Annotated in this window: 14 protein-coding genes; 10 read left to right on the top strand and 4 right to left on the bottom strand. The window is 45.6% G+C overall.

Translation table 11 applies throughout. The annotated features are described in order from the left end of the window. Positions 1 to 15: 15 nt before the first annotated feature. The gene (locus DCO16_RS00810) at positions 16 to 792 is read left to right on the top strand and encodes an enoyl-CoA hydratase (protein WP_173943714.1); all 777 of its coding nucleotides are present in this window, start codon (positions 16 to 18) and stop codon (positions 790 to 792) included. 30 nt (positions 793 to 822) lie between these two features. On the opposite strand, the gene DCO16_RS00815 is transcribed toward DCO16_RS00810, so the two are convergent. From DCO16_RS00815 to bioA, 4 genes are read right to left on the bottom strand one after another with little or no spacing between them, the layout of a single operon-like run. Beyond that, complete coding sequence (locus DCO16_RS00815; protein ID WP_173941899.1) at positions 823 to 2,019, bottom strand: M20 aminoacylase family protein; 1,197 nt, start codon at positions 2,017 to 2,019, stop codon at positions 823 to 825. Positions 2,020 to 2,062: 43 nt separating this feature from the next. Next, positions 2,063 to 2,785, bottom strand: coding sequence for a dethiobiotin synthase (bioD, locus tag DCO16_RS00820; protein ID WP_173941900.1), 723 nt, complete (start codon positions 2,783 to 2,785; stop codon positions 2,063 to 2,065). Beyond that, the gene (locus tag DCO16_RS00825) at positions 2,782 to 4,017 is read right to left on the bottom strand and encodes an aminotransferase class I/II-fold pyridoxal phosphate-dependent enzyme (protein ID WP_173941901.1); all 1,236 of its coding nucleotides are present in this window, start codon (positions 4,015 to 4,017) and stop codon (positions 2,782 to 2,784) included. The genes bioD and DCO16_RS00825 overlap by 4 nt, the downstream gene beginning before the upstream one ends. Beyond that, entirely contained in the window at positions 4,014 to 5,360 is a 1,347-nt protein-coding gene (bioA, locus tag DCO16_RS00830) for an adenosylmethionine--8-amino-7-oxononanoate transaminase (protein ID WP_173941902.1), read from the bottom strand. Before bioA ends, DCO16_RS00825 begins: the two co-directional genes overlap by 4 nt. An 89-nt stretch (positions 5,361 to 5,449) precedes the next feature. On the opposite strand from bioA, the gene bioB reads away from it, so the two are divergent. From bioB to mraY, 9 genes are all read left to right on the top strand, one after another. Further along, entirely contained in the window at positions 5,450 to 6,487 is a 1,038-nt protein-coding gene (bioB, locus tag DCO16_RS00835) for a biotin synthase BioB (protein WP_173941903.1), read from the top strand. A 14-nt stretch (positions 6,488 to 6,501) separates the two neighbouring features. After that, positions 6,502 to 7,131 (top strand): 2-polyprenyl-3-methyl-6-methoxy-1,4-benzoquinone monooxygenase, encoded by a 630-nt coding sequence (gene coq7 / locus DCO16_RS00840; protein ID WP_173941904.1) that lies wholly within the window; start codon positions 6,502 to 6,504, stop codon positions 7,129 to 7,131. 273 nt (positions 7,132 to 7,404) lie between these two features. Further along, a complete protein-coding gene (mraZ, locus tag DCO16_RS00845) occupies positions 7,405 to 7,833 on the top strand; it encodes a division/cell wall cluster transcriptional repressor MraZ (RefSeq protein WP_173941905.1) in 429 nt (142 codons plus the stop codon). Between the two features lie 12 nt (positions 7,834 to 7,845). Continuing rightward, on the top strand, positions 7,846 to 8,796 hold the full coding sequence (rsmH, locus tag DCO16_RS00850; RefSeq protein WP_173941906.1) for a 16S rRNA (cytosine(1402)-N(4))-methyltransferase RsmH: 951 nt from the start codon (positions 7,846 to 7,848) through the stop codon (positions 8,794 to 8,796). Then, positions 8,793 to 9,059, top strand: coding sequence for a cell division protein FtsL (gene ftsL / locus DCO16_RS00855; RefSeq protein WP_173941907.1), 267 nt, complete (start codon positions 8,793 to 8,795; stop codon positions 9,057 to 9,059). Before rsmH ends, ftsL begins: the two co-directional genes overlap by 4 nt. Next, positions 9,056 to 10,828, top strand: coding sequence for a peptidoglycan D,D-transpeptidase FtsI family protein (locus DCO16_RS00860; protein WP_173941908.1), 1,773 nt, complete (start codon positions 9,056 to 9,058; stop codon positions 10,826 to 10,828). The genes ftsL and DCO16_RS00860 overlap by 4 nt, the downstream gene beginning before the upstream one ends. After that, positions 10,825 to 12,378: a UDP-N-acetylmuramoyl-L-alanyl-D-glutamate--2,6-diaminopimelate ligase gene (locus DCO16_RS00865; protein ID WP_173941909.1), complete on the top strand. Its 1,554-nt coding sequence runs from the start codon at positions 10,825 to 10,827 to the stop codon at positions 12,376 to 12,378. Before DCO16_RS00860 ends, DCO16_RS00865 begins: the two co-directional genes overlap by 4 nt. Continuing rightward, positions 12,375 to 13,826 (top strand): UDP-N-acetylmuramoyl-tripeptide--D-alanyl-D-alanine ligase, encoded by a 1,452-nt coding sequence (locus DCO16_RS00870; protein WP_254598057.1) that lies wholly within the window; start codon positions 12,375 to 12,377, stop codon positions 13,824 to 13,826. Before DCO16_RS00865 ends, DCO16_RS00870 begins: the two co-directional genes overlap by 4 nt. Then, a complete protein-coding gene (mraY, locus tag DCO16_RS00875; protein ID WP_173941910.1) occupies positions 13,817 to 14,986 on the top strand; it encodes a phospho-N-acetylmuramoyl-pentapeptide-transferase in 1,170 nt (389 codons plus the stop codon). The genes DCO16_RS00870 and mraY overlap by 10 nt, the downstream gene beginning before the upstream one ends. The last annotated feature ends 4 nt before the right edge of the window (positions 14,987 to 14,990 follow it).

Genomic DNA, 14,990 nt, shown 5'->3' on the forward strand with positions numbered 1-14,990 from the left:
ACAAGAAAGAAGCAGATGAGCTACAACACCATATTGACCGAGGTAGAAGGCAAAGTTGCGATTATTACTTTAAATCGCCCTCAAGTACTCAATGCCCTGAATGATGAATTAATGAATGAGTTGAGCTCAGCTTTATCTGGATTTGATACTGATGAAAATATCGGTTGCATCATCATTACAGGAAGCGAAAAAGCATTTGCTGCAGGTGCTGATATTGCGGCTATGGCGAAGTATGGATTTGATGACGTCTATCGTCGTGACTTTATTTCTCGGAACTGGGAAGGGATCAGAAAAGTACGTAAGCCTGTGATTGCCGCTGTGTCTGGTTATGCACTTGGTGGTGGATGTGAATTAGCCATGATGTGTGACACTATCATGGCAGCTGATAATGCTAAGTTTGCTCAACCAGAAATTAAGTTAGGCATTATTCCTGGCGCCGGCGGTACGCAGCGTTTACCTCGCGCAATTTCTAAGGCCAAGGCAATGGATCTGGCGCTGACTGGCCGCATGATAGATGCAGTCGAAGCGGAACGCGCTGGCTTAGTGGCACGCATTTTCCCTCATGCAGAATTGATGACCGAAGTAAAGGCGATCGCAAAAACGATTGCGGATATGCCTTTGCTCACAGCGATGATGGTGAAAGAGGCCATTAATACTGCTTACGAAACGACCTTATCGGAAGGCATGCATCTTGAGCGTCGTTTGTTTCATGCTTGCTTTGCAACGAATGACCAAAAAGAAGGTATGGCTGCTTTTGTGGAAAAGCGCTCAGCGAAATTTACGAATTCATAAAACGTAACGATTTTTTTCTAAAGTATTTTTTCAGTGCTTTTCTAAGTAGCGCTGAGCTAGCTTGACCCAGTAGCTCACCCCAACTGGAATCAGAGCGTCATTGAAATCATAAGAGGGGTTATGAAGATGGCAAGGGCCCATGCCGTGGCCTACAGAGCGATGATCCCCATCGCCATTGCCTAAGAAAACATAGCAGCCAGGTTTCTCGAGAAGCATGAAGGCAAAATCTTCCGCGCCCATAGTGGGGTCAATTGCTGTGTTGACGTTTTGTATTCCTACTAACTCGCCCATGACTTCGCTCGCAAAGTTCACTTCTATAGCATGATTAATCAGCGGGGGATAGCTGCGGGTAAAGACGACATCAGCCTGACAATCAAACGCGCTAGCAACGTGATGTGAAATTTCTCGTAAACGCTGTTCTATTAAATCTAAGACTTCTAAGGTAAATGTGCGAACAGTACCACCAATGAAGGCACTATCGGGTATAACATTACTCGTCTCACCTGCATGAAATTGAGTCACCGATAAAACGGCAGCATCTACGGGACGTTTATTACGCGTAATGATGCTTTGTAAAGACTGCACCACTTGGGCCCCTGCAAGCAAAGGATCAGCGCTATTATGCGGTAAAGCTGCGTGACCACCTTTGCCCCGAACGGTGATTTCAAAAGTATTACTTGAGGCCATCATCGGCCCTGCAGTCACCCCAAAATGCCCTTCGGCTAAGCCTGGCCAATTATGCAAACCAAAAACAGCATCACAAGGAAACTGTTCGAATAAACCATCCTTCATCATTGCTTGTGCGCCAGCACCACCTTCTTCTGCCGGCTGAAAAATGAAAATGATAGTGCCTTTAAACTCTCGATGATTAGATAAATATTGAGCAGCGCCTAAGAGCATTGCTGTGTGACCGTCATGCCCGCAGGCATGCATCTTTCCAGGATTCTTAGAGGTATGCTCAAACACATTATGTTCTTGTAAGGGCAAAGCATCCATATCAGCACGCAAGCCAATCATCTTGCCTGAGCCTAGAGCACCGTCCAACCTACCTACGACACCTGTTTTTCCGAGTCCACGGTGTACCGTGATTCCCCAGCTCGAAAGTGCCTCTGCTACGAGATCGGAAGTACGATTTTCTTCAAAACGTAATTCGGGGTGTGCATGAATATTGCGACGAATATCTTGAATGGCCGAGGCAGCGTCAATGATTTCTGGAAGTAAGCGCATCACTTTATCTTATATGAACTTATCTGAACTCACCTAAACGTCACTAAATGTTGTCAGGAAGTTGAATGTGCTGCGCAGCAAAACGTAATGCCTCTAAAGAATAGGGGGCATTCTCCACTTTTCTGAGATGCGCTGGAAGAGTAGGAATACGCCCTAAATATGGGGTAAAGATTCTGTCTTGTAGGGCTTGGCAATTTTCTTTTAGAAATGGCATTTCTTCGGTAAGGGTATTTGCAACCCATCCTGCAATACTTAATTGACGTGACTGAATCGCTTCACATGTGAGCAGCGCATGATTGATACACCCTAAACGCATACCCACGACTAGAATCACGGGTAAATCTAGGGCTTGCGCTAAATCTCCTAAATCGTCTTGATCGTTCAGCGGTACCAAAAATCCACCAGCGCCCTCCAGCACAATGCAGTCAACCGTTTTTTTGATTTCCTGAAATGCATTGAGCATGACAGTAGTATCGAGATGTACTCCAATTTTTTGCGCAACAATATGGGGTGCTGCTGCGCTATCTAAAACATAGGGGCAAATTTTTTCATCTTCTGCAGATAGCCCTGAAGCAAGGCGCAATGTTTCAATGTCCTCATTTAGTTGGCCACCTTGAGCGTCAATATAGGTTCCAGCAACGACGGGTTTGAAGCCGGATACTTTATATCCTGCTTCCTGTAGTTTCAGAATCAAAGCGCCACTAACGAGTGTCTTGCCAACTTCAGTATCTGTACCGGTGACGAAAAAACTAGGAGGTTGATTCAAGCTGGAACCCCCTGAGTGACTTTCTGCTCAATCATTTGCAATGTCGTGATGAGTGCACGCAGGTCATCAACACTGTGATTGGCAGAAAGGGTGATACGCAGACGAGCACTTCCTACAGGAACAGTGGGGGGTCGGATGGCAGGAATCCAATAGCCTGCCTCGTCTAATAATTTGGCTGCCGCCAATGCATTAGCATTACTACCAAGAATAATCGGCTGAATAGGGGTGTATGAGGATTCTTTTTGCCATTGGGTGAAAGACATCTCATTACGCCAAATCTCAATCAGATGATGTAAATGTTCACGACGCCTAATACCTTCATCACCTTCTATCAGTTCAAGACTTTTTAATACCGTGTGCGCAATAGCAGGGGGTGTTGCAGTGCTGTAAATATACGGACGCCCTTTTTGGATAAACCACTCAATAAAAGGAGCAGTCGCACAAATAAAAGCACCGCTCACCCCAGCTGCTTTACCAAGCGTACCAATGTAGATGATGCGCTCAGAATGAATCTTGAACTGTTCCAGAATACCGTGTCCCTGTTTACCCAGTACACCAAAACCATGGGCGTCATCTACTAAGAGCAGCGCATCATATTGTTCGGCAATCGCCAGTAATGCTGGGAGGGGAGCAATATCACCATCCATACTAAAGACGCCATCGAGCACAATCAGCTTTAAGGGGCGCGCATCTTGTGCGAGTGACCCTGTCAGCGAGCTAAGATCTCGATGATTAAATAAAGTAACGGTTGCTTTCATCTGAGCACTTGCAAGGCGAACGCCATCAATTAGTGAGGCATGATTAAGCGCCGCAGAATAAATACTTGCTTCACCATGGCCAGCCAGCCTCACTAGCCCAGTAATGGCATTGATATTGGCGAGATAGCCAGTGCTAAAGAATAAGGATCGCGCTTGAGGAATATGGCTGATTTGAAAAGCAGCTAATTTTTGCTCTAGTGAGTCATGAACTATGTTGTGACCACTAATGAGATGAGATGCGCCACTACCTACTCCAAATTGGGTGGCACCCTGCGCAAGTGCCTCAATTAAATCAGGATGATTGGCTAAGCCGAGATAGTCATTGCTACAAAAAGCTTTGAGCTCTCGGTTATTTACAGACATTGTGGTGTCACAGGGGGATGCGGTAGCGCGTAGCTTACGCCTGAGTAGTTGGGTATCTAGATCAGCAATTTGCTGCTCTGCCATTTGTAAGGCGTTAAAAGCTACGCTCATGAAATGACTCGATTTAAGGCGCGCTGTACTGCTGTGCCCATCCTCATCACTTCATCCATACTCAGAATATAGGGCGGCATGACATAAATGGTATTGCCAATAGGCCTAATGAGTATGCCTTCCTGAATACTGGCTGCAAACATATCACGTGGAAAGACGTTTTGATTTTTAAGGACATGCGGTTTGACATCGAAAGCTAAGATCATTCCTTGTTGTCGCCAATGTTGAATACGTTCATCTTCTTTTGCCCAAGCAAATGCTTTTTCAAGTTCCTGACTACGCACTATATTTTTTTCGAGAACATGATCACTCTCGAAAATAGCTAAGCTAGCGAGCGCAGCGGCACAGGCCAACGGATTACCAGTATAGGAGTGAGAATGTAAAAACCCTTGTTGGGCTTGATCGCCATAAAAGGCTTGATAAATTTTATCGCTTGTCATCGAAAGGGAAAGTGGGAGATATCCGCCACTAATTCCTTTAGACAAGGTTAAAAAGTCTGGCCATATACCTGCATGCTCACAGGCAAAAAATTTTCCAGTACGGCCACAACCTACTGCAATTTCATCCGCAATCAAATGAATATTAAATCGATCGCAGAGTACTCTGACGCGCCGTAGGTATTCTGGTGAGTGCATCGCCATCTGTCCTGCACACTGTACGAGTGGCTCAACAATCAAAGCGGCGATGTTCTCATGCTCAGCTTCAAATAATGCTTCTAATGCATTGGCAGCATGGCTTGCAACATCATCTGCAGTTTCGCCTTCCTTCGCTTTACGCGAATCGGGTGAGGGCATAGTAAAGACATCGCTCAATAGAGCACCATAAGCATCTCGAAAGATTGCAACATCTGTCACCGCTAAAGCACCCAGAGTTTCTCCATGATAGCCATTCTCGAGACATACAAACTTTTTCTTTTGTGGTTTATTACTTAGTCTCCAATAGTGGTGACTCATCTTTAAAGCGATCTCGACAGCAGATGCGCCATCGGATGCATAAAAGATATGCCCTAAATGCCCTTTTGTTAAGGCAGCCAGTTTTTCTGAAAGCTCAACGACAGGAGGATGCGTAAATCCTGCGAGCATGACATGCTCAATCTTTTCTAGTTGAGCGCTGATAGCCTGATTTATGTGGGGATTAGAGTGGCCAAATAGGTTAGTCCACCAAGAACTAATGCAATCAAGGAGAGGTTTTTCTTGCTCATCAAAGAGCCAAGCGCCTTTGCCTTTAGTGATCGCGATGAGCGGTAAAGATTCGTGATGCTTCATCTGAGTGCAGGGGTGCCATACGGCATCTAGACTACGATCAACTAGAGGAGTTTGATTTGGATTAGAAATTGGCTGCATATTAGGTATTTGACCACTAGTTTTTCCTCAGGAAGCGCTGTATCTGTTATGTTTATGGATTGAATTGATTTATTTTTTGGAATTTCACTATGCAGGCCACCCAAACTATCGAAAAACCCCTGACCCAGATCAAATCAACAGCGGATTTGAATCGGGAGGTAGACGCCTCTGGCTCTTGGACAGTGGCGAAGGTGGAGGCGCTATTTGCTCTCCCTTTTAGTGAATTGATGTTTAAGGCCCAAGAGACCCACCGCAGCTATTTCCCTCATGGGGATGTGGAATTAGCAACCTTGTTGTCCATTAAGACCGGTGGCTGCCCAGAGGATTGCAGTTATTGCCCTCAAGCTGCGCGTTATGAAACTGAGGTCACGGCAAGTAAATTATTGGATTTAGATGAGGTGCTTGAGGCCGCTAGGGCTGCCAAGGCTGCAGGATCCAATCGTTTTTGTATGGGTGCTGCTTGGCGCGAGCCCAAAGATCGGGATATCGAAAAAGTTGCTGCCATGATTAAGGGTGTGAAGGCACTCGGCCTAGAAACCTGTGCCACTTTGGGAATGTTGGAGGCTAATCAGGCACTGGCACTGCAAGAAGCTGGCTTGGATTTCTACAACCATAATCTTGACACCAGCGAAGATTTTTATCGGTCTGTCATATCCACCCGAGGCTACCAAGATCGTTTGGATACGATTTCTAATGTCCGTGCTGCGGGCATGTCCGTGTGCTGTGGCGGCATTGTAGGCATGGGCGAGAGCCGTTCACAACGTGCTGCCTTTATAGCCCGTTTAGCCAATTTAAGCCCTTATCCCGAGTCAGTGCCTATCAATCACTTAGTTCCTGTGGCCGGAACTCCGATGGCAGACCAAGAGCCTTTGGATCCTCTGGAATTTGTGAGGACCATCGCAGTGGCTCGCATCACCATGCCACGCGCTCGAGTACGCTTATCCGCTGGTCGTCAGGAGCTAGGAAGAGCGGTTCAGGCAATGTGTTTTCAGGCTGGAGCAAACTCGATCTTCTATGGTGAGCAACTACTCACTACCGGTAATCCTGAGGCTGAGCAAGACCGTGCACTATTGGCTGAACTTGGCCTGAAGACTAAGAACAGTGCGAAAGCGGAAGTTTTAATCTAAAGGTTGAGACTGTTATGGCGCTACTAGACCGTTTCATTATTGAGTTTGACACTGCCCTGCGCTCGATAGCGGGTGGTGCTCACGCCCATCGAAGTACCCCAGGATTAGCAGCCCATTCAGATGGTTTAATAAGTGCCGCAGAGCGAGAACATGCCGCCGGATTAATGCGGATTAACCATGTTGGAGAAGTGTGCGCGCAGGCACTCTATCAATCCCAAAAATTAGTCGCTCGTAAGCCAGAAATTAAGCAGATGCTTGATCACTCTGGCCAAGAGGAAATGGACCATTTGGCATGGTGTGAAATACGCCTGAAAGAACTCGGTTCACATACCAGCTATCTCAATCCCATTTGGTATGCAGGATCCTTTGCAATTGGTATCGCTGCTGGCTTAGCGGGTGATAAGTGGAGTTTAGGGTTTGTAGCTGAAACCGAAAAACAGGTAGAAAATCACCTGGAAAGTCATCTAGAAAAATTGCCTCAGGACGATAGTCGTTCTCGGGCTATTGTGGAGCAAATGCGCTCGGATGAAATGGCGCATGGACAAGAGGCTATTGCTGCCGGTGGCGTAGATTTGCCGGAGTCGATTAAAAAAGTGATGCAGCTTGCATCCAAGGTCATGACCAGTACTGCCTACAAAATCTAAATCGATACTATTTTTTTATTAATTTTGATTTAATATACTGTTTATTAATACAGTATATTTAAGTATTATCTATTGAAATAGCTAAGACCTATTCTTAAGTATATTTTCCAAGCCCTTGTTTCAAGTAGTATTTTTAAATACACTATTTTATGAACACATCACGCTAAGTGTTTGTAATCACTAGGGAATTTCCTAAAAAAAGACCCAAAAACACTTGACCCTCTTATAACGATCCTCTAAAGTGGGAGGAAGTGTGAAAAAGTGGGGTAAATAGTGTTTCAAGGTGCGTCAGCTCTCAATTTGGATGCAAAAGGCCGTATGTCTGTGCCGGCTAAGCATCGCGACGCCTTGTTAGTTCAAGGCGAGGGGCGCATCACGCTGACAAAACACCCTGATGGATGCCTTCTTTTATTTCCTCGCCCTGAGTGGGAAACTTTTCGCACTCGGGTAGCGCAATTGCCTATGGATGCCCATTGGTGGCGTCGAATTTTTCTTGGCAATGCTGCAGAGATCGATTTGGACGGTGCTGGAAGAATTTTAGTGAGTCCAGAATTACGCGCAGCTGCAGGTATTGAAAAAGAAGTCATGCTACTTGGGATGGGCAGTCATCTGGAGTTGTGGGATGCAAGCACGTATGCCGCCAAAGAGCAGGCTGCGATTGCGCAAGGCATGCCCGAAGCTCTGAAGCAATTTAATTTTTGATGACAGGGTGGTATGAACATAACTCATCGCCCAGTATTACTGGCCGAGGCGGTGACGGCGCTGATCAGTGGTCCGCTCATCTGCAATTCCAGTACATCGAAAAATTTGTTGCTCATCGATGGCACCTTTGGGCGCGGCGGTCATACGCAAGCTTTACTCGACAAACTTCCCTCCAACGCACGGATGATTTCGTTCGACAAAGATTTGGATGCCATAGCAGTTGCACAAACCATCAACGATCAACGACTGCAAATCGTACACAACAGCTTCGCACAGATGGATCAATATGCAGAGCCAGAATCAGTCGATGGCATTTTGTTAGATTTGGGGATCAGCTCTCCGCAAGTAGACGAAGCACATCGCGGTTTTTCATTTCGTCGCGAGGGCCCGCTCGATATGCGGATGAATACAGATCAAGGATTGACGGCGGCAGCATGGTTAGAGCAAGCACCTCAAGAGGAAATCGCTCGCGTGATTAAGACTTATGGTGAGGAACGCTTTGCATCCCAAATTGCTAAAGCTATTGTGAATAAGCGCGAGGAAGGCCTATCACCAAAAACAACATTGCAGTTAGCAGCTTTGGTCGCGAGTGTTGTGCGCACAAGAGAGGTAGGCCAAGATCCGGCCACAAGAACCTTTCAAGCCTTACGGATTTTTATTAATCGTGAGTTGGAAGATTTAGAGTTGGGATTAAAAGCTGCCCTCAAGTTGCTTAAACCAGGCGCACGACTAGTAGTGATTAGTTTTCACTCCTTAGAAGATCGAATTGTGAAACAGTTTTTGCAAGCGCACTCTAAGGTAGAAATACCTCGTGGTCTGCCTGTCCGTGAAAAAGATTTGCCAGCGAGTGCTCTAGAGGTGATTGGGCGTACTAAGCCTAGTGATCAGGAAGTTCAAGAAAATTCCCGCGCACGTTCTGCCATCATGCGGGTCGCTGAAAAACGCTTAGGGGTGATGGCTTGAATCGTGCCACGCTGACCTTACTTGCTTTATTGCTAATTTGCGCACTTTCGCTAGTGACTGCGCAGCAGCGCGCACGTAAATTATTTGTGTCCTTAGATCGGGCTCAAATTCAAGAGCGTAAGCTCAATCAAGACTGGTTACGTTTGGAATATGAGCAACGCAATTTATCTAAGTCTGCCAGGATTCGGGATGTTGCTCGAAATCAGCTACAAATGATCCCCATTACACCAGAGCGTACGCTTTATCTCAAGGAGACGAGATGAAGCACCTCGGTTTTTCAACTACACCTAATTTAGTATTACGCCTACCTATGTGGCGGTCACGCGTCATGTTGTTCCTTTTATTTTTTGTTTTTATGTTGCTCTTGATTCGTGCTTTCTGGATTCAGGGTCCAGGCAATGCATTTTACGAAGCTAAAGGTGTGCGAGGAACACAGCGTGAGCTCGAGCTCCCTGCCTACCGAGGAAAAATTCTAGACCGCAATGGCCAGATCATTGCTACCAGCTTGGAAGCGAAATCAGTCATTGCGTATAACGATACTGTGCCGGATGACTTATCAATAGAGAAAATTCATCAGCTAGCTAGTTTGTTGCAAATGGGTGAGCCTGAATTACGTAAAAAGTTAAAGGAAGAGCGAAAGCAAGTTTTTCTCAAGCGCCAGGTTGATCCCGAGGTAGCAAAGCAAATTAGACAGTTAGAAATACCCGGCATTGGTTTAAATAACGAATATCGCCGCTTTTACCCAGAAGGTGAGGCAATGGCACATGTGGTTGGGTTCACAAATGTTGAAGATCGAGGTCAAGAGGGTATGGAGCTCTCGAGAGAAAAAGACTTGGCTGGACACCCAGGTCAGCGACGCGTAGTGGTCGATCGGTTAGGACGTATTGTAGAAGAATTGGCTATTTTGCAATTACCTCAAAACGGAAAAGATTTACAACTATCGATCGATAGCAAAATTCAGTTTCTTGCGTATAACGCTGTGAAGAGTGCAGTAGAGAAACATCGTGCTGCTGCTGGTGGTGCGGTAGTTTTGGATACGCAGACAGGAGAAATATTAGCCTTAGCCAATTATCCTAGTTACAACCCCAATGACCGCAAGAAGCTTACGGGTGAGCAATTACGTAATCGTGTGTTGACTGATACGTTTGAGCCTGGCTCAACGATGAAGCCTTTAACAGTTGCAATTGCATTAGAAAAAGGCGTGGTGGCACCGAATACCAATATGGTGATTGGCGCTAAATACTTAATAGGATCTAAGCCTATTACGGATGCTCATCCTTATACAAACTTAACGGTTTCTCAAGTGATTCAGAAATCAAGCAATATTGGTACTGCCAAGATTGCTATGAATAATCTGACTGCCGAAGAAATGTGGAACTTCTACACTTCCATAGGCTTAGGGCAGGCGCCAAAAATTGGCTTCCCGGGTGCTGTAGCAGGGACAGTGCACCCTTATAAAAATTGGGTGCCGACCGACCAGTCACGGATTTCATTTGGGTATGGTATTTCAACCTCACTGTTTCAGATTGCGCGTTCGTACACCATCTTTGCTCGAGACGGGGAATTAGTACCCTTGACTATAGAGCGTAGCCCAAGTTTTAAGCCAGGCACTCAAATCATTTCTGCTAAGACCGCCATTGAAATGCGCAGCATGATGGAGACGGTGACGGAGCCAGGTGGGACTGCTGTCAAAGCACAAGCTGAAGGTTACCGAGTTGGCGGTAAAACGGGGACTGCACATAAATTAGTCGGTAAGGGATACGGCAATAAATATCGCGCCTACTTTGCGGGTCTCGCCCCGATTAGTGCCCCACGTATTGTGGTCGCTGTCATGATTGATGAGCCTACTGCAGGCGGGCACTACGGAGGTGATGTGGCTGCCCCAGTATTCTCTACTATTGTCAGTGAAACATTACGCACATTAAATGTGTTACCAGATAGCAATGGAAGACAAATGGTGTTGCAGGATCAAAACCCTGTAGATATTCAGAGCGCTTCTGTCAAAGTACAGTCGGTGGTTTTAAAAAGATGATGGCAATCGTGAAAATGGAATCCCATCTCCTCATCTCTCAATTGCATGCTCTGACGTCTGCAAATGCAAGAATATACTCTGATAGTCGCCAGATTAATGTAGGAGATATTTTCTTTGCCTATCCGGTTGGCCATGGTGTGGCATTACGGGATGGTCGTGAGTATATTTCTGCTGCTTTAGCTAAGGGTGCAGCCGCTATCGTATTTGACCCCATTGACGATCTTGCACATGAATATTCAGAGCATCCACTATGTTTTGCGATTGAAAATCTTGCTTTGTTAGCGGGACCGCTTTGTGCTGAGTGGTATGGGTATCCCGGAAATAAGCTCAACATCATCGGTGTCACAGGCACCAATGGAAAAACAAGTATTACTCAGTGGCTTTCACAAGCACTTGATGAGCCCAATCATCGGGTAGCAGTAATGGGAACATTGGGTACAGGCTTCCCCGGGCATCTCAAGCAAACAGGTTATACGACACCAGATGCACCGCGCCTACAAACCCAATTAAAAGAATTGCAGGACTCTGGTGCTCAGCAAGTTGTGATGGAGATTTCTTCGCATGCCCTGGATCAAAGACGTATTGCTGGATTAGACATTCATTGCGCGGTATTCACTAATTTGAGCCAAGATCATTTAGATTATCACGGCACCATGGCTCACTATGGCGAGGCCAAAGCAAGCCTTTATCAGCAGCCAGGTCTTGAGCATGCCGTAATTAATTTTGATGATCCATTTGGGCGTGAGCTTGCCACGAAGTTGCTTGCTAGGAATAGCCTTGAGGTATGGGGATATGCGCTAAAAGAAGAAACCTTTGCTGAATATGAGAAGTTTGGAAAACGCTTAAAGCGAACTTACATTAAAGAAAGCAGTCTGATATCAAATGGCTATGACGTCATCTTTCATTATGAAGAGCTGAGTTCCAATAGGATGCATCTCCCAGTGCTAGGAGATTTTAATTTAAGTAACTGCTTAGCGGTATGGACCATATTACTGACGCAAGGTATCAGTACGATCGATGCGAGCCAGCGAATGACAAAGTTACGTCCTGTGTCAGGTCGCATGGAACTCATTGCGCTCAATCAAACCCAAAGAACCGCAGGACCCTTAGTGGTAGTGGACTACGCACACACACCTGATGCACTCAGTAAGGCACTGCTTGCTTTACGCCCAATGGCCGATCAACGCGGTGGAAAGATTTGGTGTGTTTTTGGTTGTGGTGGCGATCGAGATATTGGTAAGCGTTCACAAATGGGACGCGTAGCACAAGAATGTGCTGATCAAATCATTATCACTAGCGATAATCCAAGATCTGAAGACCCTGAGTCTATTATTGCCATGATTCAATCTGGAATGCTAGAGGGCCAGCAGCAGGTTCAGACGATTTTTGATCGAGCGGCAGCCATTATGGCTGCAGTGCGCCATGCTGATATTAAAGACATCATCTTAGTTGCTGGTAAAGGACACGAGTCTACTCAAGAAATCAAAGGTAAGAAATTTGACTTCTCAGATCAAGCACATATTCTTTTAGCTGCAGGAGGGAGTGTATGAGTCAGCCTATGACGACACTTGCTCAGGTGCATGCCATGCTTCCGGATAGCCAGCTAGTCCACATCACTGATCAATCTGCGCAATCGGTACTTATTTCTTGTGTAGGAAGTGATAGTCGCCAAATTGAAGCGGGTGAGTTATTTGTAGCCTTATCTGGTGAACGCTTTGATGCGCATGATTTCTTAGGTGAGATATCTACTGCAGACGTAGGCGCTGCATTAATTAGTAACAAAGAGAAGTGCCCTAAAAATATCGCAGCGGTTTATGTCAAAGATACAAAAAAAGGCTTAGGTGAATTAGCTAAAGCCTGGCGTTCACAGTTTTCGATCCCAGTGGTTGTAGTCACTGGCTCTAATGGTAAGACCACTGTTAAAGAAATGATTGCTTGTATCTTTCAGGTAGCAGTTGGTGAAGAGCACACTTTAGTGACTCAAGGTAACTTAAATAATGATATTGGTTTACCACTCTCATTATTGCGTATGCGCTCGAGTGATCGTCTAGCAGTTATTGAGCTCGGGATGAACCATCCTGGCGAAACGGCTAATTTAGTAGCGATTGCCCAGCCAACGATTGCACTCATAAATAATGCACAACGTGAGCATCAAGAATTTATGTTGACTGTAGAGGCGGTCGCAAAAGAACATGCGGATGTACTACGTGCTCTTCCTGATAATGGCATTGCTGTCTTTCCTGCAGATTCCGAATTTTGTGGCATTTGGCACCAAGCTGCTCAAGGTCGTCAGGTCATTGATTTTGTTTTGTCTACGAGTAATAAGTTAGTGAAGGCAGCGGTTACTGGACATATTCTGGAAAATGGAGCGCTAGATATTCAGACTGAACAAGGCAACATTGAAGTTCAACTCAATACATTAGGCGAGCACAATATTAAAAATGCATTAGCAGCGACCGCGGTTGCGCTAGGTGCTCAGTTAAGTCTTGGTACTATCAAACAAGGCCTTGAATCATTTCAGCCTGTAAAAGGCCGGATGCAAGTAAAACATCTAACGGCCCATTGTCGCTTGATCGATGATAGCTATAACGCAAATCCTGATTCTGTTAGGGCTGCAATTGACGCATTGAAGCAGGCAGGGAATACTGCTTGGTTAATACTCGGTGATATGGGCGAAGTAGGTGATCAGGGCCTTGCTTTTCATCAAGAGCTCGGTGCATATGCTGCTGAGCAAGGAATTGCCAAACTCTTTGTACTTGGCGAGCAATGCCAATTTGCTGTCCAGAGTTTTAATCAAGTGAGGCAAGACCGCTCCCTCCCCTCTGATGCCGTTCATTTCCTGGATATAGAGCATTTACTTTCAGGGGTCAGTAGTGCTTTAGAGGATCGCGCCGTAGGCACTCAGACTCCGATTGATATTTTGGTTAAGGGATCTCGATTTATGTGTATGGAGCGTGTTGTTCAGGCCTTATTAGAGGAGCCTAAAACATGCTTTTAATGTTAGCCCAGTGGCTTCAAGATGACTTTGGTTTTTTCCGCGTCTTTAACTACATCACCTTCAGAGCAGTGATGGCGACAGTAACAGCCCTCTTAATTGGTTTAGCAGCGGGCCCTTGGGTTATTCGGAAGCTGACTGCATTAAAGATGGGTCAAGCAGTGCGTACCGACGGTCCTCAAACACACTTGGTTAAATCAGGAACACCAACAATGGGTGGTGTATTAATTCTGATCGGTATCTTTATTTCTTGCATGCTGTGGGCTGACCTCACGAATCGTTTTGTTTGGATCGTAATGATTGTAACTTTTGGATTTGGTTTAATAGGTTGGGTGGATGATTATCGGAAGGTCGCTCATAAGGACCCCAAAGGAATGGCTTCGAGAGAAAAATTTTTTTGGCAAACGGTCATTGGATTATTTGCTGCAATTTATCTCGCATTTTCAGTGTCTGAGGTGAATAACATGAAAGTGCTGCAGTTATTTATTGATTGGCTCAAGAGTGGCTTCGCTTCAGATCTTCCGGCTAAGTCAAACCTCCTCATTCCCTTCATGAAGGAAGTCAGTTATCCCTTGGGTGTGATGGGATTCATTATTTTGAGTTATTTGGTAATTGTTGGTAGTAGTAATGCAGTGAACCTCACAGATGGACTTGATGGCCTAGTCATCATGCCGGTCATTTTAGTTGGTGCCGCTTTAGGTGCATTTGCTTACGTGATGGGTAATGCGATTTACGCAAAGTATCTACTCTTTCCTTTTATTCCAGGCGCTGGGGAGCTGATGATTTTCTGTGGCGCAATGGGGGGTGCTGGGTTGGCATTCCTTTGGTATAACACGCATCCTGCCCAAGTATTTATGGGTGATGTGGGTGCACTTGCCTTAGGTGGTGCGCTCGGAACTATAGCCATTATTGTTCGCCAAGAAATCGTACTGTTTGTCATGGGTGGAATTTTTGTCGCTGAAACATGCTCAGTGATGCTACAAGTATTTTGGTTCAAATTCACTAAAAAACGTTTTGGAGAGGGCCGCCGTATTTTTAAAATGGCGCCACTACATCACCATTTTGAATTAAGTGGTTGGCGTGAAACACAAGTTGTCGTTCGTTTCTGGATCATCACCATTTTATTAGTCCTCATTGGCCTCTCTAGCCTGAAACTACGATAAGCCA

This window comes from Polynucleobacter antarcticus, assembly GCF_013307245.1.
Taxonomy (GTDB): domain Bacteria; phylum Pseudomonadota; class Gammaproteobacteria; order Burkholderiales; family Burkholderiaceae; genus Polynucleobacter; species Polynucleobacter antarcticus.

What these genes read in the sequence shown, in the direction of transcription:
- DCO16_RS00865 (WP_173941909.1), top strand. Translation starts at nt 10,825, where the DNA reads ATGATGGCAATCGTGAAAATGGAATCCCATCTCCTCATCTCTCAATTG.
- rsmH (WP_173941906.1), top strand. Translation starts at nt 7,846, where the DNA reads ATGAACATAACTCATCGCCCAGTATTACTGGCCGAGGCGGTGACGGCG.
- bioA (WP_173941902.1), bottom strand. Translation starts at nt 5,360, where the DNA reads ATGCAGCCAATTTCTAATCCAAATCAAACTCCTCTAGTTGATCGTAGT.
- mraY (WP_173941910.1), top strand. Translation starts at nt 13,817, where the DNA reads ATGCTTTTAATGTTAGCCCAGTGGCTTCAAGATGACTTTGGTTTTTTC.
- bioB (WP_173941903.1), top strand. Translation starts at nt 5,450, where the DNA reads ATGCAGGCCACCCAAACTATCGAAAAACCCCTGACCCAGATCAAATCA.
- DCO16_RS00825 (WP_173941901.1), bottom strand. Translation starts at nt 4,017, where the DNA reads ATGAGCGTAGCTTTTAACGCCTTACAAATGGCAGAGCAGCAAATTGCT.
- coq7 (WP_173941904.1), top strand. Translation starts at nt 6,502, where the DNA reads ATGGCGCTACTAGACCGTTTCATTATTGAGTTTGACACTGCCCTGCGC.
- DCO16_RS00860 (WP_173941908.1), top strand. Translation starts at nt 9,056, where the DNA reads ATGAAGCACCTCGGTTTTTCAACTACACCTAATTTAGTATTACGCCTA.
- DCO16_RS00870 (WP_254598057.1), top strand. Translation starts at nt 12,375, where the DNA reads ATGAGTCAGCCTATGACGACACTTGCTCAGGTGCATGCCATGCTTCCG.
- DCO16_RS00815 (WP_173941899.1), bottom strand. Translation starts at nt 2,019, where the DNA reads ATGCGCTTACTTCCAGAAATCATTGACGCTGCCTCGGCCATTCAAGAT.
- DCO16_RS00810 (WP_173943714.1), top strand. Translation starts at nt 16, where the DNA reads ATGAGCTACAACACCATATTGACCGAGGTAGAAGGCAAAGTTGCGATT.